This is a genomic window from Pseudoalteromonas sp. SR41-7 (assembly GCF_014163935.1).
Taxonomy (GTDB): domain Bacteria; phylum Pseudomonadota; class Gammaproteobacteria; order Enterobacterales; family Alteromonadaceae; genus Pseudoalteromonas; species Pseudoalteromonas distincta.
This window is the reverse complement of record NZ_JACJEF010000023.1, coordinates 1-21,751: the sequence shown is the minus strand read 5'-3', so window position 1 is coordinate 21,751 and position 21,751 is coordinate 1. Positions and strand designations below refer to the sequence as shown.

21 protein-coding genes are annotated in these 21,751 nt (G+C 37.4%); 14 read left to right on the top strand and 7 right to left on the bottom strand.

Annotated elements, in window-relative coordinates; all coding sequences use genetic code 11:
- Positions 1–35 precede the first annotated feature (35 nt).
- Together ykgO and H5092_RS19850 are read right to left on the bottom strand one after the other, a co-directional pair.
- Positions 36–170 (bottom strand): type B 50S ribosomal protein L36, encoded by a 135-nt coding sequence (gene ykgO, locus H5092_RS19855; RefSeq protein ID WP_002958669.1) that lies wholly within the window; start codon positions 168–170, stop codon positions 36–38.
- Complete coding sequence (locus tag H5092_RS19850; protein ID WP_182734796.1) at positions 167–433, bottom strand: type B 50S ribosomal protein L31; 267 nt, start codon at positions 431–433, stop codon at positions 167–169. The genes ykgO and H5092_RS19850 overlap by 4 nt, the downstream gene beginning before the upstream one ends.
- Positions 434–674: 241 nt before the next feature.
- Between H5092_RS19850 and H5092_RS19845 the strand changes: the two genes are divergently transcribed.
- Both H5092_RS19845 and H5092_RS19840 read left to right on the top strand, forming a co-directional pair.
- A complete protein-coding gene (locus tag H5092_RS19845) occupies positions 675–944 on the top strand; it encodes a hypothetical protein (RefSeq protein WP_039487544.1) in 270 nt (89 codons plus the stop codon).
- 323 nt (positions 945–1,267) lie between these two features.
- On the top strand, positions 1,268–2,230 hold the full coding sequence (locus H5092_RS19840; protein ID WP_182734794.1) for a sensor domain-containing diguanylate cyclase: 963 nt from the start codon (positions 1,268–1,270) through the stop codon (positions 2,228–2,230).
- A gap of 74 nt (positions 2,231–2,304) precedes the next feature.
- Here the strand turns inward: H5092_RS19840 and H5092_RS19835 are convergent, their stop codons facing one another.
- Together H5092_RS19835 and H5092_RS19830 are read right to left on the bottom strand one after the other, a co-directional pair.
- Positions 2,305–3,345 (bottom strand): metal-dependent hydrolase, encoded by a 1,041-nt coding sequence (locus tag H5092_RS19835; protein WP_182734791.1) that lies wholly within the window; start codon positions 3,343–3,345, stop codon positions 2,305–2,307.
- Positions 3,346–3,452: 107 nt separating this feature from the next.
- Positions 3,453–4,340, bottom strand: coding sequence for a LysR family transcriptional regulator (locus H5092_RS19830; protein ID WP_182692513.1), 888 nt, complete (start codon positions 4,338–4,340; stop codon positions 3,453–3,455).
- 116 nt (positions 4,341–4,456) lie between these two features.
- Here H5092_RS19830 and H5092_RS19825 point away from each other — a divergent pair, with 116 nt between their 5' ends.
- The 7 genes from H5092_RS19825 (at position 4,457) to H5092_RS19795 (ending at position 10,103) form a co-directional block, all read left to right on the top strand.
- Positions 4,457–5,629 carry an MFS transporter gene (locus H5092_RS19825; RefSeq protein WP_182734801.1) on the top strand — a complete coding sequence of 391 codons (1,173 nt, stop codon included), beginning with the start codon at positions 4,457–4,459 and terminating at the stop codon, positions 5,627–5,629.
- Between the two features lie 418 nt (positions 5,630–6,047).
- Positions 6,048–6,863: a 2,5-didehydrogluconate reductase DkgB gene (gene dkgB, locus H5092_RS19820; RefSeq protein WP_024605501.1), complete on the top strand. Its 816-nt coding sequence runs from the start codon at positions 6,048–6,050 to the stop codon at positions 6,861–6,863.
- 79 nt (positions 6,864–6,942) lie between these two features.
- Positions 6,943–7,230 carry a putative quinol monooxygenase gene (locus tag H5092_RS19815; protein WP_024605502.1) on the top strand — a complete coding sequence of 96 codons (288 nt, stop codon included), beginning with the start codon at positions 6,943–6,945 and terminating at the stop codon, positions 7,228–7,230.
- A gap of 764 nt (positions 7,231–7,994) precedes the next feature.
- The gene (locus H5092_RS19810) at positions 7,995–8,339 is read left to right on the top strand and encodes a hypothetical protein (RefSeq protein WP_165724028.1); all 345 of its coding nucleotides are present in this window, start codon (positions 7,995–7,997) and stop codon (positions 8,337–8,339) included.
- A 188-nt stretch (positions 8,340–8,527) separates the two neighbouring features.
- Complete coding sequence (locus H5092_RS19805; protein WP_182734789.1) at positions 8,528–8,686, top strand: hypothetical protein; 159 nt, start codon at positions 8,528–8,530, stop codon at positions 8,684–8,686.
- Positions 8,687–8,795: 109 nt separating this feature from the next.
- Positions 8,796–9,200 carry a hypothetical protein gene (locus H5092_RS19800; protein WP_182734787.1) on the top strand — a complete coding sequence of 135 codons (405 nt, stop codon included), beginning with the start codon at positions 8,796–8,798 and terminating at the stop codon, positions 9,198–9,200.
- A gap of 138 nt (positions 9,201–9,338) precedes the next feature.
- A complete protein-coding gene (locus H5092_RS19795; protein WP_154902882.1) occupies positions 9,339–10,103 on the top strand; it encodes a 2-keto-4-pentenoate hydratase in 765 nt (254 codons plus the stop codon).
- An 8-nt stretch (positions 10,104–10,111) separates the two neighbouring features.
- Here the strand turns inward: H5092_RS19795 and H5092_RS19790 are convergent, their stop codons facing one another.
- Positions 10,112–10,765: a DUF6058 family natural product biosynthesis protein gene (locus H5092_RS19790; RefSeq protein WP_138490422.1), complete on the bottom strand. Its 654-nt coding sequence runs from the start codon at positions 10,763–10,765 to the stop codon at positions 10,112–10,114.
- A gap of 171 nt (positions 10,766–10,936) precedes the next feature.
- On the opposite strand from H5092_RS19790, the gene dapA reads away from it, so the two are divergent.
- Positions 10,937–11,854 carry a 4-hydroxy-tetrahydrodipicolinate synthase gene (dapA, locus tag H5092_RS19785; protein WP_182734785.1) on the top strand — a complete coding sequence of 306 codons (918 nt, stop codon included), beginning with the start codon at positions 10,937–10,939 and terminating at the stop codon, positions 11,852–11,854.
- A gap of 129 nt (positions 11,855–11,983) precedes the next feature.
- A complete protein-coding gene (locus H5092_RS19780) occupies positions 11,984–13,288 on the top strand; it encodes a DEAD/DEAH box helicase (protein ID WP_002958629.1) in 1,305 nt (434 codons plus the stop codon).
- A gap of 31 nt (positions 13,289–13,319) precedes the next feature.
- Here H5092_RS19780 and H5092_RS19775 read toward each other — a convergent pair whose 3' ends face one another.
- Together H5092_RS19775 and H5092_RS19770 are read right to left on the bottom strand one after the other, a co-directional pair.
- Positions 13,320–14,819: an amidase family protein gene (locus tag H5092_RS19775; RefSeq protein ID WP_182734783.1), complete on the bottom strand. Its 1,500-nt coding sequence runs from the start codon at positions 14,817–14,819 to the stop codon at positions 13,320–13,322.
- 95 nt (positions 14,820–14,914) lie between these two features.
- Entirely contained in the window at positions 14,915–16,522 is a 1,608-nt protein-coding gene (locus H5092_RS19770; RefSeq protein ID WP_154902879.1) for an NAD(P)/FAD-dependent oxidoreductase, read from the bottom strand.
- A gap of 194 nt (positions 16,523–16,716) precedes the next feature.
- Between H5092_RS19770 and fdxA the strand changes: the two genes are divergently transcribed.
- The 3 genes from fdxA (at position 16,717) to H5092_RS19755 (ending at position 21,743) form a co-directional block, all read left to right on the top strand.
- On the top strand, positions 16,717–17,040 hold the full coding sequence (gene fdxA / locus H5092_RS19765) for a ferredoxin FdxA (protein WP_002958626.1): 324 nt from the start codon (positions 16,717–16,719) through the stop codon (positions 17,038–17,040).
- A gap of 136 nt (positions 17,041–17,176) precedes the next feature.
- Positions 17,177–19,420: a carbohydrate binding family 9 domain-containing protein gene (locus H5092_RS19760; protein ID WP_182734781.1), complete on the top strand. Its 2,244-nt coding sequence runs from the start codon at positions 17,177–17,179 to the stop codon at positions 19,418–19,420.
- Between the two features lie 412 nt (positions 19,421–19,832).
- Positions 19,833–21,743 carry a bifunctional diguanylate cyclase/phosphodiesterase gene (locus tag H5092_RS19755; protein ID WP_182734779.1) on the top strand — a complete coding sequence of 637 codons (1,911 nt, stop codon included), beginning with the start codon at positions 19,833–19,835 and terminating at the stop codon, positions 21,741–21,743.
- Positions 21,744–21,751 lie beyond the last annotated feature (8 nt).

The following is a 21,751-nucleotide window of genomic DNA, read 5'->3' as shown; positions in this document are numbered from 1 at the left end:
GCTACCTAATTATGTATAGTGCTCCACAGCTTAACTTATTTCTTTTTCATTCCTTGTACTGCTTTAAAGCGTGGGTTGTTTTTACAAATTACAAATACACGACCTTTGCGTTTTACAATTTGACACCCCGGACGTTGCTTCGCACTTTTTAGAGAACTTAATACTTTCATACATTTTCCTTTTTAACAGTCGATAAACTTTTAAAACGGCGGTTAAACTGTGCAACACGGCCATCTGTAGCAACAGTTTTTTGCTTGCCTGTATAAAATGGATGTGAGTCACTTGATACGTCAATAGGTACATACGGATATGTATTACCGTCTATTTCTACTGTGCGGCTTGTTTTAATGGTTGAGCCAATAATAAAGTAAGAATCGGCAGCGGTATCGTGAAAAGCAACCACGTGATAATCAGGATGAATATTTGGTTTCATAATACGTCTCAATAAATGATATGTGATAATGTATCATTTTAATTTAACGTATTTATTCTCTCATTGCAAATGATTTAAATGTTCCCCAAAAAGGCCGTAATTGTTGGCTATTTGTGCAAACAAATCAAAAAATAAGCACTTGAATTAAAAATGCTGGCTATTGGCGTTTAGGCTGTTATAACTATATTTAAGAGTTAAAACGTTAACAAATACGGTTATAAAGTTATTACAGAGGTTATGTATGAGTGACGCAACACAACAACAAGAACAAATTGACCAAGGGGTGATGGAAACCCTAAGAGAGCGCGACCACAGTACCTTGGCGCAACAAGTAAATCCGTTAACCTGCAACCACAATGATATTGTAGAGTTACTAGCAAGGTATATGGCACTTAGTGAGCAAGAAGATGATGAGCTGTTTGATACTTGGTTTGATAACCTAACTAAAGAGCAACATACTGTTTTAAAAGTATTTGAAGTTTACCGTGGACAATATGAGCACCAAAATTAAAGTGTTTATTTTTGTAAGTATGCCAAATCCAGTGGTTATTTAAATAAAACTAAATAGCCATTACTACTTTTTAACTAGAAAGTAGTAATGTTGTATCAACCACTACTCCCACCTGTTTTCATCATAATTTTTTGCGGATTTAATCTTATCTTTATTTAGGTAAGACTTACTGATATTCATAAGTATTTATTGCTATTTTAAGGTAATGTTCTAGTTTTAATAGACAGACTGTTTATAATTTAAATAAGTTTATGGGTTATATACTCGAAAATATTCGCTCCCATTTCGTAATTCATAAAACACTTAAAATTAATTGAGCTTTAATGATTAAACCTGAGATCCCAAGTAACGAAGCAGAGCGATTACATGCGTTAAAAACATTAAAAATTCTAGATACGTCGCATGAAGAGCGCTTTGATCGTGTTACTCGTATTGCCAAGCGTATGTTTAATGTTTCTATTTCATTGGTTACTTTAATTGACGAAGACCGCCAATGGTTTAAATCTAGGCAGGGGCTTGATGCGCCTGAGCTTCCTCGCGAAACCTCATTTTGTGGCCATACCATAAATCAAGACGAGCTCTTAATAATCCCAGATACAGCCCAAGATAAAAGGTTTTATGATAACCCTTTTGTTGCAGGCGATCCTAAAGTACGCTTTTATGCCGGCTTTCCTTTAAAATTAAGGCAAGGGGTTATTATAGGCACTTTATGCCTTGCCGATAATAAACCTAGACACCTTAATGATGAAGAAAAACAATTACTAAGAGATTTAGGCACGCTGGTTGAGCAAGAGATTCAATCAATTCAACTAGCTACAATTGACGAGTTAACAAGAATCTCTAACCGACGTGGCTTTTTGAACCTTGCTGAGCATACGCTAAATGTATGTAGGCGAAACAAAGTATCAATGTCGTTTATATTGTTTGATCTTAATAAGTTTAAACAAATTAATGATGTTTATGGACACCACGAAGGCGATTTTGTATTGAATAAATTTGCGCAAATTATGCTTAGTTCATTTTGTGATTGTGAAGTAATAGGCAGACTTGGCGGAGATGAGTTTGTAGTAATGCTAAGTGATTTAGATGAAACAAAAGCTGAGTTTGTTTTACAAAGGTTTGCGGATGCAATTGCGCATACCAATAATACCTTAAATAAGCCATACAAAATTGATTACAGTGTAGGGGTAACACACTTTAAATACGATACAGGTAAATCGGTTGAGGATATGATTCAAGATGCTGATGTTGCAATGTATCAGCAAAAAAAGCAGCAATCATTTTAGTGAGCTATTTAGTTTAATTGCTGCTTGAACTTCACTTAACTTCCTCATGCTAGTACGAATCTTATAATATGACGTTATTCGCTATTGCAGTCATTTTTTGCAGAGGGTGATGCTAAAGACACATTTGGTTGCCAAATCCTGTCCCATATTTTATGAAGATTGTTTAAGTTTGGTCTTTGACTTATTTTTTCAAAGTTACCAATGCTCACTTCTGAATCATTTTTTTGACCCACTACAAAATTAAACACATAGTTGCACTCCATGCCCATACGTAAATCAGAAAGCACAATATTGCTTTGCTGTTGGCGCACCGAATAAAACCCTTTAGTAAACCACTGCAAGCGCTTTATAGCCCATTCATCGCTAATATTATTTAACAATGAAGGCGTTGTTTGATAAGGCGTTAATGTAACATCGTTGGGCACGTCAAATACTGATGCATAACCTTCGTAGTATTGTCCGTCAGACATCACAACAATACGCCACAGCAAAGTGGTTAGCGGGGCAGGCGTACTAATATACGCATTTACTGGTATTTGCCTGTTGTTGAGTGCTGTTTTTACCTTGTCATCAATACTTACTTTTAAAATTAAAGCACAAAATAAATATAGACTACTTAAAACTAAGGCCGCTGCATTTATACAATAAGCCGTTGCTGCTTGTATTTTGGGTATTAGCGTACATATTACGCCAATTAATAAAAGAAGCGTGTAAGCGGGGTCAATAATAAACACACTAGAAACCGCAAAGGGGTACTCAGTAAAAGGCCAAAGTAATTGTGTACCGTATACCGTTAGGCTGTCTAATATGGCATGTGTAGATAAACTTAAAAATACTAGCCAAAACCAGCGCACTTTATAAATTTGCATTCCCGCGTGTATTTTTAATATTAGCCATACAATGAGCGGACTAATTAATAAATGTATTAATAACGAATGACTAAAGCTACGGTGATAAGTAAATGCTTCTACAGAGCCACCATAAGGCAAAAATACATCTAAATCAGGGAGTGTGCCTAAAATTGCTCCCCATAAAACGGCTTTTCGACCTATTTTATTGCCTAATACCGCATAACCTACAGCACTACCTAATGCTACCTGCGTTAAAGAATCCATTTTGATTAATACCTTTAATTGCGACTTTTATTATGTATACTTTTTGATTATTAAAAAGCGTCAAAAAATAATGTGAAATATTTGATAAACACATCAATGCCCAAAATTTATAAACTAAGCCTGGGCTTTATAAAATCTAAAAACGCTGTAATGCGAGACGATACCGCACTATTTTTATAATACACGGCTTGTATAATTTCTCGGTTATTAGGTGAGCTAACTGCACTGGGTAACACTTCAACTAATTTACCTGTTTTTAGATCATTGCCAATCATAAAGTGAGAAAGTAGCGCAACGCCTTGGTTTGCAATACATAGTTGCCGCACTGTTTCGCCGCTGCTTGCGCTAAGCGAAAACGTAAATAAAGCGGGCTTTACTAACGGCCAAGTGTTTAATTTAGGGGAGTCACTAAAACCAATTATCTTGTGATTTTGTAAGTCATCTATTTGCGTAATTGTTGCGTTGTTTTTTATATATTCTGGGCTGGCTACAATACGTAACTGGCTGCTGCCAAGTTTACGAGCATGTAAATTTGAGTCTTTTAAATCACCAATGCGTATGGCTAAATCGGTTTTATGTTCAAGTAAATCAATAATGCTGTCGTGTGAGGTTATATCAAGCGTTATGTGGGGGTATTGCTTGGCAAATTCGCCAATTAAAGGTGTAAGTTGGTGCAATACAAAAGGGCTTGCAGCATCTATTCGCAGCTTGCCACTTGGCGCTTGTTTTAAAAGCTTTATGGCTTCTTCACCGGTATAAAGCGTATTTAACCCTTCGCGTGCAAATTTTATAAAAGTATGGCCTTCTTCGGTAAGCTCTAACCGGCGTGTTGTTCTGTTTAGCAAAGTACATTGCAGTGTATTTTCAAGGCGTGATACAGCTCGCGACACTTTAGCCACCTGTTGATCGAGCAAATTAGCCGCCCCCGAAAAGCTTCCGCAATCTACTACCGTTATAAACGTTTCTAAATCTTCAGTTTTTGAATGAACAGCCATAAGTATACCAACACCATCTTTGCATTATTAACAAAAGTATTTTGTCACTAATGCTATTTTTTGCAAACGATATTTTAGCCAAACTACATTCTTCAAATATTAATGAGGATATAACTATGCCATTGGCTTTGTGGGCGCTTACCTTAAGCGCATTTGCAATCGGAACAACTGAGTTTGTAATAGTGGGATTAGTACCCACCATTGCAAACGACTTAGGCGTAAGCCTACCTTCAGCAGGTTTGCTTGTAAGTTTATATGCGGTTGGCGTTGCCATTGGTGCGCCGGTGCTAACAGCTTTAACGGGTCGTTGGAATCGTAAAGTGGTACTAATAAGCTTAATGGGCTTATTTGTTTTAGGTAACTTACTTGCATGGCAAGCGCCAAGTTACGAAACATTAATACTTGCGCGCATTTTAACGGGGCTTGCCCATGGTGTGTTTTTTTCAATCGGATCGATGATTGCCACAAGTCTAGTAAGCAAAGACAAAGAAGCCAGTGCAATAGCCATTATGTTTACCGGGCTTACTGTAGCACTAGTAACTGGTGTGCCACTAGGTACATGGATTGGACAACACTTTGGTTGGCGTGCAACGTTTTTAGTTGTGTCGGTATTAGGTTTAATTGCATTAATCGGCAGCTTTATTTTAGTACCAAAAAACTTAAAACAATCAATACCAGCGACGTTTAAAGAGCAACTACAAGTAATCGTAAAACCGCGTTTATTACTCGTATATTTAACGACGATATTGGGCTATGGCGGCACGTTTACAGCGTTTACTTATTTAGCACCTATTTTAGAGCAACAAACAGGTTTTGCGCCTTCGGCTATTGCCTTAATAATGCTTGTTTACGGTGTATCGGTAGCGGTAGGTAATATTTGGGGTGGAAAGTTGGCCGACAAACGCGGCCCAATTAGTGCACTGAGCATTATATTCAGCGCTTTGAGTATTATTTTACTGATATTTACCTTTACGATGGAATCAAAAATTGCCGCTGTACTTACTATTTTAGTATGGGGCGCATTTGCTTTTGGTAATGTACCAGGCTTGCAACTTTATGTAGTAAAGCAAGCGCAAAAGCACACGCCCAATGCGGTAGATGTTGCATCAGGTTTAAACATAGCCGCATTTAATATTGGTATTGCACTTGGCTCAATTATTGGCGGTAGCGTAGTAGAGAACATGACCCTGCAAGATACAGCATGGATAGGCGCCGTTATCTCTGTTTTAGCACTTGGTGTTACACGCTACAGCGGTATGCTTGATAAACGTGAAATTCAGCAAGCATAAAGCCTTAGCAGGGTCTGTTGACCTTTTAGGATTAAATTTGTTCAATCTAGGGAGGATTTAATCACGGAGCGAGGTTTGTAACCTAGTGGGCTAAGTAAAAATCGAGGGACAAAGAGTAAATCCACCCTAGGAAGAACCTACAGGCAGCGCGTATTTGGCATTTATGCTGCGTTATCGCCTATTAATGTGGAACAACCACACTGCATAGGCTCTGCCTTGCCTAAATACCAAATACACTGCTGCAAATGTAATCTCTAAAGATTAACAGACCCTAACCTTGAAACTAAAATTAATGACCTCATACCTGTTATGAGGTCATAGATTTTTAAGTGACAGTCGTAATAAGAAGTAAAAGGTGTATTTCGTAAAACTTTTAAAAGTTTGTATTTCAAAACCGATTATTTTATAAGGATAAACCATGACAAAACGTGTAATAGAAATGCCAGAACTAGGTATGGGAACATTCCGCTTAGAGGGCGACACTGCCTATAACTCAGTAAAAATGGCACTCGAAGTTGGGTTTCGCCATATTGATACCGCACAAATTTATGGCAACGAAGAGCAAGTAGGTCAAGCCATAAAAGATAGTAATATTCCGCGCAGTGAAATATTCTTAACCACCAAAGTGTGGAATAACAAATTAAATAAAAGCGACTTTATCCCAAGCGTTAAAAAGTCACTTGAAAAGCTACAAGTTGATTCGGTCGACTTACTGCTAATTCATTGGCCATCGCCTGCTAACGACGAGCCAATGAGTGAATACCTCACTGAATTACTAAAAGCGAAGCAGCTTGGTTTAACTAAGCACATTGGTGTATCAAACTTCACCATTGCAAACTTAAATGAAGCAATGCAAACACTTGACTCGCGTGAAATATTTACCAATCAGGTTGAGGTTCACCCATATTTAACTAATACTAAATTGCGTGCATTTTGTGCTCAGCACGATATACACGTGACAGCGTACATGCCATTTGTAGTAGGCAAAGTACTTAAAGATCAAACCATTATCGACATTGCTAAAAAGCACGATGCAAGTCCAGCACAAGTTGTTTTAGCATGGGTTAACGCAAGCGGCATGACGACAATTCCATCATCAACTAAGCGCAAAAACTTAGAAGATAACTTTAACGACCACGTTAAGTTAGATGATGAAGACATAGCCCGCATTGATGGTCTTGATTGCGGCGACCGCCAAGCAACACCGGACTTTGCGCCGCAGTGGGATCAGTAAACTTACCTCAAACGCAAAGTTAAACTAAATATTTTAAGGTGTAGATTATCTACACCTTAACTTTTAAAAAGGAATACACATGTTAACGGTTATAGCGGCACTGTCGTGCAAAAATATTGATGCAGATGTAATGCTTACAGCACTTGAAAACTTACAAAAGTCATCGCGCCAAGAAGTAGGGTGCTTACGTTATGAACTATCGGTAAAAAGTGATAATGAACATACCGATTACGTTGTTAGCGAACAGTGGGCGTCTGACGAGCACTTTGAAGCGCATAAAAACGAGCCACACTTTAAAGCATTTGGTACGCAAGTTACTGGGCTTTTAACCAATAGTAGTATTGATGTATATAAATCAATTGGTTAGATTCTTTTATAGTGCCTTTTATGGTACGTATTAAAATACTTAGCTAAATTTCATCTCATAAAGTAAATACTCAAATAGGTGCTGTTATCTTACATCACCTTTTATTCTTACACTCCAACCTGCCTAAATACTCAACTTCGCCAATATCAATGAAACTTATTAGGACTCTTTTTTGTTAATGCACAGTGCGTCGAAATCAAAAGAGGTTTATAACTTTATTAAAGTCGTTTTGGTATCACAACCCACTCTAATAAATAGCCTATTTAATTTGTTGTTTACATTAAAGTTCTCTGGTGTAAATTATAGAAATATAATATGGCATTTTAGTCAGCCGTAAATAGTTCGAGTGGTACTCAATGTGAGACTCAAAATAGCAAACTATTTATATATTTTTAGTGTGTTATATTTTTAGAGCTGAGTTAAATAAACTTATAACGGAGACATGGGTATGGAAATTAATAAATCTAATCAATCTATTCTTATTTTTGTAATCCCTTTATTAACTGCGTATTTCGGATCAAAAGTCATATTTCACTTATTTGCTTTTGAGTATCTTGTGTTTACAGATACTTTTGACATTCTAAAGCTACTCATTGATATTAGTGTATTTGGAGTGTTGTTCTATATTAGTTCGCTGGGCGTTGGTTATGTCATCAGAGCTAAAACATAAGTTTTTAATCATTAGCTGGTAAATTGCTAGCTAAAAAATCACAGCCAATAAAGCCTTAACAGCTTTAAACTGTATAATTTATATAGAGATAATAATGAAAAAATTAATCGCAATAATAGCGTTGTTAGGCTTTGCCTCATTTGCACAAGCTAATGATAGTTTTGTAGTGAATGCTAAATTTTATGATAATAAAAACTTAATTGGTTCACCTACTTTAGTAGTCAATTCAAATGAAGAGGCGTCAGTTTCAGTTGATAATTCGTATAGTTTTGCTCTTACAGTAACGCCAATTGATGATTCTACTGTTAGTTTAGCAACTGACCTAAAACTAGGTGGAAAACATATGGCTCCCTCTTTAGTTGTTGAACTAGGCAAAGAAGCAAGTATTAATGTTGATGGTAAAGAGCTGTCAGTTTTAGTAAGCAAATCAAGTAGCTAATAATACCAACCTGCATAAATCTTTGATCAATTTAACGAATTAAATTGCACTATAACGTCGTTAAAAATTTTTTATTTAGAACAACTAGATATAAAAATTTTTGCCTAGTTCTAGCGTAATTTTCTTAACGTTAAATAGACCCCATATATAAGCAGATTGGTATAAGTTAAAAATTAGGAATATAACTAATGAGAAACTCAAGAAATGAGATAGTAAAATATGGAGTCTCTTTTGGTACGGCCCTAGCAATTGCTATTTCATGGAGTGCTAATGAGTCTGTGTTATGGGCAATTATGCACGGTTTTTTATCTTGGTTTTATGTTATTTGGCATGTAATTACGCGATAAGTATTTTCGCTTGTGCACTCATTGATTATGTAGATTGCGGTCAATGTTAATACTCGAGCAATTACCATCTAAAACAATTAAGTCAAAAACATAAAAGGAATAATTAATAATGAAAGGTGCGGGTGGAAGCTCTGGTGGTATTGGGCATTTTTTTATTGGTTTAATTATGATGTGCGGCGGCTTTTATATGCTGCTAAACGCAATTTCGGTGACCTCTAATTTTGGACTAAGTTCTCGCATTTATAGTGTTAATGCTTTAGGTGGCTTTGGCGTTACAGGCGGCATGGTTATGATCCCGTTTATTTTTGGTGTGAGTCTGATTTTTTATAATTCTAAAAACATTTTAGGCTGGGTGCTATCTCTTGGCTCGTTAACCGCACTCATATTTGGTGTTATATCGAGTGTTCGATTTAGTATGCGAACTATGACGTCGTTTGATTTGATTGTTATTATAATTTTAGCGTTTGGCGGTTTAGGGCTGTTTTTACGCTCGCTCAAATCTATTGATACTTAAATAATTACCACGTTTTGTTTTAAATACAATTTTAATTATAGGCATTTAACATGATGTTCCAATGCCTAAACTAATATATGAATAATGTAACCCTTCCTATTTACTGCTTAACCAGTAACGTATTTTAAAGAGATTTATGTGAACAACTCAATACAGCTAAAACTAATTGCTACTCACTTATTAGCACAAAGAGAAGAAAACCCAGCGCGTTCAAACTTTCCTAAAGAGTTAGTACTAGACTCGACTGACGATGCGATTGAAGTACAAAAGTTGATGATTTATTTAAATGATCAAACTGTATATGGCTGGAAGTGTATGCTGCCTTTAGATGATGGCTCAATTATATTAGCGCCTCTTTTACATGCACCTATAAAACAAGCTGAAAATTGCCCACTGTATACAACAAATAACAAAGCGCTGATAGAACCAGAAATTGCATTTATTTTACAAAGCGATTTACCAAGTAATAAAACCTATACAAATGAAGACGTAGATACTGCATTTGCCAGCGCCCATTTAGCACTTGAGCTTATTCAAAAAAGGTTTGATGAAGGCACTCCAAGCACTCACATTGAAAAGCTGGCTGATGGCCTATCTAATCAAGGCGTGTATTTAGGCCCACAAATAGATAAAGCCAAAGCGTATAACGCAAATACTGTAAATATTAACGTTAAGCAAACTGAGCTGGAGTTAAACTTGGCAGGTGTGCATCCTGCAGAACTTGCGCAGCTTCCACTTTATTGGGCGGTTAATTACTTATCAGCAAAGGGAATTAATTTAAAAACTGGGCAAGTGTTTATAACAGGTTCTTATTGTGGTGTTGTTGAGCTTAATACAGATCAGTTAACCACGGTTAGTTACGAAGACTTAGGGTCTGTTAGCACTACGTTTTTATCAAAGTAAATTTAGCGTTACTTAATAGATAAATCATATTTTAAAATAAGCGCATCTATATAGCGGGTGCGTAATGTGTGTTGTTTTTCATGATCGGCGCCATGCCCTAGCGCTTTGTTTAAAAGCTTTATGGCGGGGTGTAATAGCGCTCTTTCTTCTTGGTTTAAACTCGCTTTACTGCGCAGTTCTGTAATGTCGTCAACTAATAGCCTGCCAATGTCTACCGAGACTATTTCGTCTATTAATCCATTTTGAGTAAGTACGCCATATTTACTGCATAAAAACTGTTGCCAAACTTGCTGTAAGTGCTCGTCTATTTCACAGCCAAATAGCTCTTCGCTAAACGTAAATCCTTGCTGAGCGAGTTTAGTTAGGCTTGCAGTATATTGCTGCGCAAAATAATTAAAAGCATGGCTTGATGATTCTATTTTTTGTTTTAAAAGACCTTGCCCCCAATTAACACAGCCGCGCGGATAATAGTCGTCATATTCTTCGCATTCATACAAACCCGAATATGAGCTGCAGCTAAGTTGACTTTTAATACAGTAACTTGGTTTGGGGAACACACTTCGCTCTTGCCAAGCTAAAAGTGTATCTGCATCTATGTTTAATGCTTGGCACAGTTCATCGGTGTTATAAAAATGAGTTGCTAAGTAGTCAGATAAACGCATAAAGCCTCTGGTATCGTTAAAAATAAAATACTGTTCATATATACAGTTATTCATTTTGTATTACCAAACTCAATAACACAAGCGATTTTATAATTAAATGTGCGCTTATACCTCCAAAAATACCGGCAAGTATGTTACAAATAGCGCAAGTTTTATAAATAATGAATTTTTATGCGCACCCTAGACCAAATTAAACAAGCAAGCCTTATTACAGCTATTAAAACGCCATATTTAGCAAACGGTGAAATTGATCTCGCAAAGTACGATGAACTCGTTGAAATACAAATTGCAGCGGGCGTTGATGGCATTGTAGTCGGTGGCACAACAGGTGAAGGCCAGTTAATGAACTGGGAAGAGCATTTAATGCTTATAGCGCACAGTGCAAACAAGTATGGTGACAAACTGGTTATTGTTGGTAATACCGGTAGTAACAACACCCGTGAAGCGATTAAAGCAACTAAATATGGCTTTGCCAGCGGTATGGATGCAGCACTGCAAATTAACCCATATTACGGACGTACGTCAATCGCGGGTGTTAAAGAGCACTTTAAACGCGTACTTGATATTGGACCTGCCTTTATTTACAACGTAGCCGGTCGCACAGGTCAAGACCTAACACCTGATATTATTGAACCATTAGCACAGCACTCGAACCTAATTGGTATTAAAGAATGTGGCGGCAATGAGCGCATTGCACACTATGAGCAGCAAGGTATTGCATGTTGGTCGGGTAACGATGACGAAAGTCACGATGCGCGCCACACACATAAAGCGCACGGTGTTATTTCGGTTACTTCTAACTTAATACCTGGGTTATTTCGTCAGTTAATGGATACGCCAAGTAACGAGCTAAATGCGTCGTTACAACCATTAATGAACTGGTTGTTCTGTGAGCCAAACCCTATTGCTATTAACACTGCGATGATGATGACAGGTGCAGTAAATCCAGTATTTAGATTACCGTATTTACCGCTTAGTGATGAGCAACAAAAAGTAGGTTTGCCATTAATAAATGAGCTTAACGAACGTGAAGTTGTCGGTGGTAAAGCACAGTTATTAAAACAAAATGAGGTATTAACGCTTTCTTGAGTTGATAATCAATATTTTAATGACTTAACAAACTAATTTTTAGCTTTTAATCCAGTTTAAAGCTAACTGTTGACTCGTTTTTGCTGTATAATTTGCGACCCTTGATAATGTGGCCGTAGGTTATACAGCATGAATTTTAAATCTTTTAGTTTCGCTCCTGAAATCATCCAGGCGTTGGACGAACTTAACTATCACACTCTTACGCCCATTCAGCGCGCAGCAATCCCTGCTGTTCGTAAAGGTAAAGACGTTTTAGCCAGTGCACAAACTGGTACCGGCAAAACTGCCGCGTTTGCTTTACCTATCATCCAAAAATTGGTTGAGTCTGAACTCAGCACAACGAATGCACCTCATGCGTTAGTACTTGCTCCAACGCGTGAACTTGCAGAACAAATTGCAAATAATTTTAGAGATTTTGCAAAGCATACATCACTTAAAGTCGTTAGTTTATTCGGTGGTGTTAGTACCGCCGGCCAAGCAAACGCTTTAAAAGAAGGTGTAGATATTGTTGTTGCCACACCAGGTCGTTTATTTGATCATATTCGCTTAGGTAACTTAAGCCTTGCAAGTGTTAAGCACCTTGTTCTTGATGAAGCCGACCGTATGCTTGATATGGGCTTTATTGAAGACATGCAAAACGTGATTAAAAGCTGTGCAGAAGAGCGCCAGATTTTACTTTTCTCTGCTACTTTCCCTGCAGCAATTAAACAATTTGCATCTAAAGTATTAAAACAAGCTGAAATAGTGCGTGTTGATCAAACTAACAGTACAGCAAGTACTGTTGAGCATGTTGTTTACCCTGTTGAAGAGCGTCGTAAGCAAGAGCTACTTTCTGAATTGATTGGTAAGAAAAACTGGCAACAAGTGCTTGTATTTGTAAACATGAAAGAAACGGCTGACGAGCTTGTTAAAGAGCTTAACCTTGATGGTATTCCGGCGGGCGTTTGCCACGGTGACAAATCTCAAGGTAACCGTCGTCGTGCTTTACGTGAATTTAAAGAAGGCAAAGTACGTGTATTAGTAGCTACAGAAGTGGCTGCTCGCGGTATTGATATTGATGGTTTACCTCGTGTAATTAATATTGATTTACCATGGCTTGCAGAAGATTACGTTCACCGTATTGGCCGTACAGGTCGTGCTGGTCGTCAAGGTCAAGCAATCTCATTTGTTAGCCGCGAAGAAGAAAACACTTTGTTTGAAATTGAAACGTTAATAGGTCAAAAAATCAAACGTGTATATTTAGAAGGTTACGAAGTAAGTAACCGTGAAGTACTAATTGATAAAATTGGTAAAAAACCAGCGCATTTACGCCGTACACGTTCTAACAAGTTATCAGGACAAGCAACCGGTGAAGCGAGAGCAGTAAATCGCTCACGTATTTCAAGCGTTCGTAAAAGCTTAAAAGGCGAAAAACTGTCACTTAAAAAGTCATAGTTAACGCCGTTTAGTTTAAAAAAACCTGAGTTTACTCAGGTTTTTTTGTGCCTGATGATAACACCTCATCAATAATATTTGCGTATACATAAGCCGCTTGCTCGCCCTCTTTATTTGCTATTATGGACAAACCAACTGGTAAACCACTTACTTTGCCTACCGGCAGAGTTATGTGCGTTGTGCCTGCAATAGCAGATAACGAACTACTACTGCCATTAAAATTATCACCATTAACTAAGTCTGTTTTCCAGGCGGGTGATACTGTAGGCGCTATAACAATATCAAGCTTGTTGTTTTTATATACATTAACAATGGCTGTCGTTGCTAAAGTGCGATAGCGTTCTTTAGTCTCTTGGTATTTTTGTTTGTTAGTTAAATCAATAGCCTGCGATTGAACTAGTATATCTTGCTCAAAGTGGGGCATTTCTGTATTTTTATTTTGAATATTAAAATTAATAAGTGCTTTTAGGCTTTTAACAGCTACTTGTCCGGGAGTGATTGCAAGATAATGATTAATTTCGGCTTTAAAGTCGTAAAGTAAAATATAGTATTCATCAACAAATAGCGTATCTAAGTTATCAGTAATATCTACATTAATAACAGTGTGCCCAGCCTGTTTTAATGCTTGTAACTGCTTGGCATAAAGGCGCTGCGTTTCAACTGTAAATTTGTCGCTAGGCAGTGCACCAATAATAAGTGACGATCTTGATTTTAGATTACCTGTATTTAATTTAAACCCTGTAGTTGTTGCATCGAGAGAGTCCTCACCTTGCAAAACTGATAAAACCAGCAATGCATCTTTAAGTGAATGCGCCATCGGCCCTACTGAGTCTTGACTACTAGAAAGAGGCACAACACCTGAGCGTGATACTTGGCCCATACTCGGTTTTATTGCATAAACTCCATTTACTGAGGCAGGGCACGTAATTGAACCGTCTGTTTCAGTCCCTAATGCTATGGGCGCAAAGTTAAGTGCGACTGCCACAGCAGAGCCTGCACTAGAACCACATGGATTACGTGTTACATCGTGCGCATTATGTGTTTGTCCGCCTACGGCACTCCAGCCTGACGATGAATAGGATGAACGAAAATTTGCCCATTCACTTAAATTAGCTTTGCCTAAAATTATAGCGCCCGCATTACGTAGTTGTTTAACAACAAAAGCATCATTATCAGTAACGTTATTTTTAAGTGCTAAAGAGCCAGCCGTTGTGGGAAGTGTGCCCTTCGTTTCTATATTATCTTTAAGAAGTACAGGTATTCCGTGTAATGGACCTGCCCAAGTGCCTTTGGCGGCAAGTTCATCTAACGTTTTAGCTTGAGCAATAGCTGTAGGCTCAATACTAATAACTGCATTGTATTGTGGGTTAAGTTTATTAATTCGGTCTATATAATTTTGGGTGAGTTGCTGTGCATTAATAGAATTATTTTTATATGCACTGTGGATTTCATCGATGGTTTTTAGCTCTTGTGCTTTAGCGTTAAAAATTACTAATACACTAAGCAACGAAAAGGTAAATGTTTTGATCATTGTTGAGGTGCTTGAGGTGTTATTATTTTCTATATATTTAGCACAAAAAAACCTCACAAAGTGAGGCTTTTCGATAAACAGCTTAAAAAAGAGGTTTAAGCGTTTTCTAGCATAGACAGTGCGACTGCTTCAGCTGCTTTAATACCATCAATACCCGCTGATAAAATACCGCCAGCGTAACCTGCGCCTTCACCTGCAGGGTAAAGCCCTTTGGTGTTAATACTTTGGAATGTTTTATCACGCTTAATACTAATAGGCGACGAAGTACGTGTTTCAACACCGGTTAATAAACCGTCGTTAGTTGAAAAGCCACGAATTTGTTTATTAAACGCTGGTATCGCTTCGCGAAGGGCATCAATTGCAAATTGTGGTAACACTTTACTCAAGTCAGTTAACTTAATACCAGGTGTGTAAGAGGGTTGTACTTCACCTAAGTCTGCAGATGATTTACCTTTTAAGAAATCTCCAATTAACTGCGCTGGTGCATCGTAGTTGCTACCACCAAGCTCATACGCTTGCTCTTCAAGTTTGCGTTGTAAGTCTATTCCAGCAAGTGGATTACCAGGGAAATCTTGCTCTGGTGATATACCTACCACAATAGCGCTGTTAGCGTTGCGCTCACTTCGTGAATATTGACTCATACCATTGGTAACAACACGGCCTTCTTCAGACGTTGCAGCAACTACGGTGCCACCTGGGCACATACAAAAGCTGTAAACCGTGCGGCCATTGTCGCAATGATGAACAAGTTTATAATCGGCAGAGCCTAAAATTGGGTTTCCTGCATTTGTGCCAAAACGACATTCATCGATCATTGATTGTTTATGTTCGATTCTAAAACCGACTGAGAATGGCTTTGCTTCAACATAAATCCCTTTTTTATGGATCATATCAAACGTGTCACGTGCGCTATGGCCAACGGCTAATACAACATGTCGAGTGTTTAGTTGCTCGCCATTTGAAAGCGTTAAACCTGTTACTTGCCCGTCGTCTAAATGAATATCGTCAACACGTGTGCTAAAGCGAATTTCGCCGCCAAGCTCTATTATACGAGCGCGCATTTTTTCAATCATGGTGACAAGTTTAAACGTACCAATGTGTGGCTTACTTACGTATAAAATTTCATCGGGTGCGCCTGCTTCTACAAATTCAGTAATGACTTTTCGGCCATAATGCTTTGGATCTTTTACTTGGCTGTATAACTTACCGTCTGAGAAAGTACCTGCGCCACCTTCACCAAATTGTACATTTGATTCTGTATTAAGTGTGCGTTTACGCCAAAAGCCAAACGTGTCTTTTGTACGTTCACGTACTTCTTTACCGCGCTCTAATATAATGGGTTTAAAGCCCATTTGAGCAAGTAATAAGCCCGCAAATAAACCACAAGGACCAAAACCAATCACGACAGGGCGCTCTTTGATATTATTGTTAGCTTGGGCTACAAATTTATAACTTGTGTCTGGTGCTACTTTTACATGTTGGTCTTTTTCAAATGCTGCGAGTAGCTCGGCTTCGTTATCAACTTCTATATCGAGTGTATAAATAAGTAAAATAGCTGATTTTTTACGTGCATCATAACCACGTTTAAACACATTAAAACTGTGCAATTGTTCAGGTAGGATTTTTAGTTTATTTACAATTGCTTGACCAATTGCGTCTTCGTCATGATCAAGTGGCAGCTTAATTTCGGTTAAACGTATCATTTATATCTCTTTTAGGTGTCATAGCGGGGTATTATTACCGCTCACAATAAGGGGATGCAGGACACAACGAGTGTGCAAACATTAGGCGCGCATTTTACGTTAAAATAGCCTGATATGGCACTTATTTATTGTATTTTTGGGGTGGATGGGTATGATCCACAACTGTTGTTCAAAATCTTAGGTATTAAAATAGTATGGCGTTTGTTGTCACCGAAAATTGTATAAAATGTAAGTACACCGATTGCGTATCAGTGTGCCCAGCAGATGCATTTTTTGAAGGCCCTAATTTTTTAGCAATTAGCCCGATTGATTGTATTGATTGTGGCTTATGTGTCCCTGAGTGTTCAGCTGATGCGATATACCAAGAAGATGAGCTACCAGAGTCTCAAAAAGAGTTTACTGAATTAAATGCTGAACTTGCACTGGTCTGGCCGCGCATTACAGAGGTTAAACCTGCACCAGAGGACGCTGATGTATGGAATGGCATAGACGATAAGCTTAAACTACTCGAAACATAATACATAACAATTAGTTACTCCTTTATCATTAAATAGTTAATTTTTCATTTCAAAGTATTAACAAATGTACCTGGATAAATTACAATCCTCAGCTTAAGTTGCTCCTTATGAGTAATTACAGTCTAAATGGATGTTTATGCAGTACTTTATAACTATAATAAAAAAGTTTACCTTCCTATTTTTAAGTTTTGCTTTATTACTTTCAAGCCTTGATGTAGCGGCTAAAAAACAGCAAGTATCCTTGTCCCGTATTGATTCAAATATCACCGTTGATGGTGTTATGGATGAGGCGCACTGGCAAAATGCAACACGTATATCTTTACTCTACCAAGATGAGCCTAACGAAAAAGGCACTCCTCCTGTAAAAACTGATGCCTTTATTTACGAAGATGGCACTAACTTATATGTTGCCTATGTTGCACAAGACCCAGACCCTACGCAAATTCGTGCATCACTTCGTGACCGGGATACGCTATGGGAAGACGACGTCGTTATTCTTGTTATTGATACATTTAATGATGAACGCAGTGGTTATGAATTCCATGTGAACCCGCTGGGTGCGCAAGGTGATATACGAATGACCGACACCGATGGCTGGAGCTCTGATACCTCATGGAATGCTATTTGGGATAGCGCAGGACAAATTAACGACAAAGGTTATGTTGTTGAAATGCGTATTCCTTTTAAAGCATTGCGTTTTCCTGAAAATAAAAATGAGCTAACGTGGGGTTTTTCTGTAATGAGAAACTATCAACGTGATGTGCTATATCAGCTATCAAATATGGGGTTTGATAGAAATGTGAAATGCAGCCTTTGCCAGTTTGATAAGTTAGTTGGCTTTAGTGACATTGAATCAAGTAAAAATATCCAATTAACACCTACATTAACCACACTGCGTAACGATAATAAATCTGCGTTGCCAGGTGATTGGGATAAGGGTGATATAGATACTGAAGTGGGCTTAGATTTACGCTGGGGTTTAACAAAAGATGCTGTTTTAAACGCGACAATTAATCCTGATTTTTCGCAAGTAGAAACTGACTCTTTAGAGCTTGATGTAAATACAACCTTCTCAATTTATTACGCTGAAAAACGTCCTTTCTTTTTAGATGGTGCTTCTTACTTTAAAAGTAGCTTATTTGAGCTTTTATACACACGTACAATTGCAGAGCCTACTTTAGGTGCAAAGCTGACGGGTAAAACGGGTGATCATAGTTATGCGCTAATGCTAGCTGATGACGACAATAGTAATATTTTACTGCCAACGAATCAGGGCTCTGGCTTCGCAAGCTTAAACGAAAAAACGAATGCAGCCGCAGGGCGTTATCAATATGACTTAGGTCAGCAAGGTACTATTGGTATTTCAAGCACGCACAGAGAAAGTGATGACTATCACAACACTGTATTATCAGTGGATGGTACCTACTGGTTTAATCAATCGGATACTCTTTTGTATCAAGTGTCATCTGCTGATACTCGTAACTCTGAATTTTTAATTCAAAACTATAACTTATCTGAAACTCAATCAGATGAAGCTTATGCTCTAGAACTTACCCGCGATAAACGTGATTACAAATTATTTGCATCTTATGAAAATATTGGGCAGGACTACCGCACTGATTTAGGTTATCAAGCTAAAGTCGATTATGAAAAAGTAGGCTTTGGTGGCGGACAAACATGGTACAGAGATGAGTCTGATTTACTTACCTCGTGGTCATACGAAGCTGACTGGGATAAAACGTGGGCACAAAATGGCGACTTACTTGAAGAAGAATACGAAGGCTTTTTGAGTTTTAAAGGTCAAAAACAATCTATTTTTGAAATTGGTTTAGTACACCGTTATGAAAATTATAATGACAATTTTTATAATCAAAATATTGGTTACATTTATACGGGCTTTAAACCCACTAAAGATTTAAAGTTATCATTATATGTTGAATACGCTAGCCGCATTGATTATGCAAATGAGCAATTAGGCGATGCGTTTGACACCCAAACCCAAATGGTGTGGGACATTAACGACCATTGGCAGCTCGATGTAAAACATAACTACAGCCAATTAGATAACCCACAAGGGGAGCGTGTATTTACAGCTAACTTAGTTGATTTTAGGCTTAATTATAAATTTAGTATGCGTTCAATTCTTAAGCTTATTTTACAATTTGAAGATATTGATAGAGACGAAAATGCCTACTTTTATCAAGTTAGCCAAATTAACAAAGACTACGGTAGTCAGCTTGTTTACTCATATAAAATTAATGCGCAAACACTGTTTTATTTGGGTTACTCAGATAGAGGTTACCAAGACGATTCTCTTAAAAATATTGAGCGAGATCAACGTACCTTATTTACAAAAGTTAGCTATGCATGGCAGCTTTAAATATTAATAATAATTTTATTAGCGATAATTCCTACTAGTTTGAGTAGCAATGCATAATGCGCAAGAATAATTTTTAAATGATGTACGACAGCGGAGCAAATGCGATTAAGGTTGAGTAAATATAAGTACTTAAAGCTGTAGTGGTGAGGCATAGATTAATGCGGCAGAAAAAACGACAAAGTTTATATACCGCATGTATTAAATTTTAAACAATTGAAACGTTTTTGTTTATTTTTATTAATCCCATCTATACTATATGTAGATATAGTTAGTTAATCCATTATCGTTACAATTTTTTGTTATTCTAATGGCTTAGGATTATATCAATGCTTGCGTAGTACTAAATGCAAGCGATATAATCCGCTTTTGGTAATAGGTTTGATAGGAGAAGCAAAATAGATGGATTTTTTTTATGAATAAACTTAAGCCGCTCGGTTTTATTTTCTTAATCATAGTTCTATTTTGTTTCTTCATAAACATAGAGTTAACTAATCAGATCAACCGTATAAATCTATTTCAGACTAATATTGATATACGAAGTTTCGAGATCACGAATACCTCCCTTGATATGGCTCCTTGGTATAATCCCATTTTAAATGGCCATTATATAATTGAGCAGCCAACAGCTGATTTTTTACTTATTAAAACCACTGATACCCAATTTGTAGCCGCTGATTCTAATAAGTTAATCATGATGACGCTCTCATCACCCATGAACTTTTTATTTTTATGTATATTGATATTTGGCTCAGGTATCTATTTACGTAGAGAACGTAGAAAACGTCATTATAAAAATCAAATAGCGGAGCTCAATCGCCAAGCCAACAGCTTACTTACTGCATTTAATTTACAAGTTAAACCGGCAGAGAACCCATTAGGTGTAAGCAGCTTAAGCCAATCTATAAATAGCTTAAATTCACACGTAGTTAATTATGTAAAACAAACTCAAACAAGTATTTGTCAAGACAAACTGACGCTGTTAATTGACCGCCATGCATATATTGAACACATAGACAGACAAATAAATCATGCTAATCAGGAAGATCTCAAATGTGCGCTTCTATTTATCGACTTGGATGGCTTTAAACAAGTAAATGATTCGTTTGGCCACAGTTTTGGTGATGAAATATTAGTTCAAGTGGCCAGTCGACTTGCAAATGTTTTACGTCACCATAAGTTAAGTAATATTAATAGCGCTAATCAATTAGAGCAAAACTTATCAAGATTAGGTGGAGATGAATTCTCCATATTTATAGAACTACTTGATGATAGCGACAGAGTTGTTGACATTGCGAAGCACGTGTTAAGTGAGCTTGAAAAAGACTTTGTGCTTGGCAATAAAATAGTAAAAATTAGTGCCAGTATTGGTATTGCTGCTTACCCAGAAAGCGCGTCAACCCCACAAGCACTTTTACAACTAGCTGATGTTGCTATGTACAGAGCTAAGAGTGATGGTAAGGGAATATTTAAAGTTTACTCGCCAGAAATGGGTAACAAAATGCGCCGTTATCATTATTTACTCGAAGAATTGCGTTTAGCGCTCGCGTGTAAAGATTTTTACTTATCTTTTCAGCCAATTGTACATGTTGAAGATTGTATGATTGATTATTTTGAAGCGCTTACACGCTGGGACCACCCAGTTGAAGGTATGATCCCACCTTCAGAATTTATTCCAATAGCAGAAGAGTCGAATTTAATATTAGAGCTTGGCGATTGGATTATGCTTGAATCGTGTCGGCAAATGGCTGCATGGCATAATGCAGGTATGCGCAAAGTTAAAATATCAGTTAACGTTTCGGGCATTCAGTTAAAGCACCGTGATATTTATGATTGGATAATGAAGAAGCTAAAAAAAACCGGCTTACCGGCGACGTCTTTAATGCTAGAAATTACCGAATCAACATTTATTCAAGCCAGTCCTAGAATAATCAAAGAGCTAAGTAGATTAAGAGAAGAAGGCATCACTATTGCAATTGATGACTTTGGTACAGGTTTTAGCTCGTTGAGTACATTAGCGGATTTACCAATTGATGTTATTAAAATTGATCGCTCGTTCATAGCTCAAGCCAATAAAAGCCAAAAATATAACGATATATTAAATACAATTAGTGAGCTTGGGCAAAAGCTGGGCCTTAAAATTGTAGCTGAAGGCGTTGAAGAAATAGGGCAGTTTGAGCTTGTTAAAAAAATGGGTGTGAGTTCAGTTCAGGGGTATTTAGTGAGCCGTCCTGAGTCATCAGTTAATGTAGGCAATAAAGTATTACGTAATAACACCAGCAATCTTTCTGCATCGGGTACAAGTGCGTGGGATATTGTTAGTTAGTTAGTTAG

Excerpts from the sequence above, each read along its gene's own strand:
- H5092_RS19835 (WP_182734791.1), bottom strand. The coding sequence starts at position 3,345 with ATGGATTCTTTAACGCAGGTAGCATTAGGTAGTGCTGTAGGTTATGCG.
- H5092_RS19810 (WP_165724028.1), top strand. The coding sequence starts at position 7,995 with ATGAAAAAATTAATCGCAATAATAGCGTTGTTAGGCTTTGCCTCATTT.
- H5092_RS19790 (WP_138490422.1), bottom strand. The coding sequence starts at position 10,765 with ATGCGTTTATCTGACTACTTAGCAACTCATTTTTATAACACCGATGAA.
- H5092_RS19755 (WP_182734779.1), top strand. The coding sequence starts at position 19,833 with ATGAATAAACTTAAGCCGCTCGGTTTTATTTTCTTAATCATAGTTCTA.
- H5092_RS19805 (WP_182734789.1), top strand. The coding sequence starts at position 8,528 with ATGAGAAACTCAAGAAATGAGATAGTAAAATATGGAGTCTCTTTTGGT.
- H5092_RS19775 (WP_182734783.1), bottom strand. The coding sequence starts at position 14,819 with ATGATCAAAACATTTACCTTTTCGTTGCTTAGTGTATTAGTAATTTTT.
- dapA (WP_182734785.1), top strand. The coding sequence starts at position 10,937 with ATGCGCACCCTAGACCAAATTAAACAAGCAAGCCTTATTACAGCTATT.
- H5092_RS19840 (WP_182734794.1), top strand. The coding sequence starts at position 1,268 with ATGATTAAACCTGAGATCCCAAGTAACGAAGCAGAGCGATTACATGCG.
- H5092_RS19770 (WP_154902879.1), bottom strand. The coding sequence starts at position 16,522 with ATGATACGTTTAACCGAAATTAAGCTGCCACTTGATCATGACGAAGAC.
- H5092_RS19850 (WP_182734796.1), bottom strand. The coding sequence starts at position 433 with ATGAAACCAAATATTCATCCTGATTATCACGTGGTTGCTTTTCACGAT.
- dkgB (WP_024605501.1), top strand. The coding sequence starts at position 6,048 with ATGACAAAACGTGTAATAGAAATGCCAGAACTAGGTATGGGAACATTC.
- H5092_RS19825 (WP_182734801.1), top strand. The coding sequence starts at position 4,457 with ATGCCATTGGCTTTGTGGGCGCTTACCTTAAGCGCATTTGCAATCGGA.
- H5092_RS19845 (WP_039487544.1), top strand. The coding sequence starts at position 675 with ATGAGTGACGCAACACAACAACAAGAACAAATTGACCAAGGGGTGATG.
- ykgO (WP_002958669.1), bottom strand. The coding sequence starts at position 170 with ATGAAAGTATTAAGTTCTCTAAAAAGTGCGAAGCAACGTCCGGGGTGT.
- H5092_RS19760 (WP_182734781.1), top strand. The coding sequence starts at position 17,177 with ATGCAGTACTTTATAACTATAATAAAAAAGTTTACCTTCCTATTTTTA.
- H5092_RS19830 (WP_182692513.1), bottom strand. The coding sequence starts at position 4,340 with ATGGCTGTTCATTCAAAAACTGAAGATTTAGAAACGTTTATAACGGTA.
- H5092_RS19780 (WP_002958629.1), top strand. The coding sequence starts at position 11,984 with ATGAATTTTAAATCTTTTAGTTTCGCTCCTGAAATCATCCAGGCGTTG.
- fdxA (WP_002958626.1), top strand. The coding sequence starts at position 16,717 with ATGGCGTTTGTTGTCACCGAAAATTGTATAAAATGTAAGTACACCGAT.
- H5092_RS19815 (WP_024605502.1), top strand. The coding sequence starts at position 6,943 with ATGTTAACGGTTATAGCGGCACTGTCGTGCAAAAATATTGATGCAGAT.
- H5092_RS19800 (WP_182734787.1), top strand. The coding sequence starts at position 8,796 with ATGAAAGGTGCGGGTGGAAGCTCTGGTGGTATTGGGCATTTTTTTATT.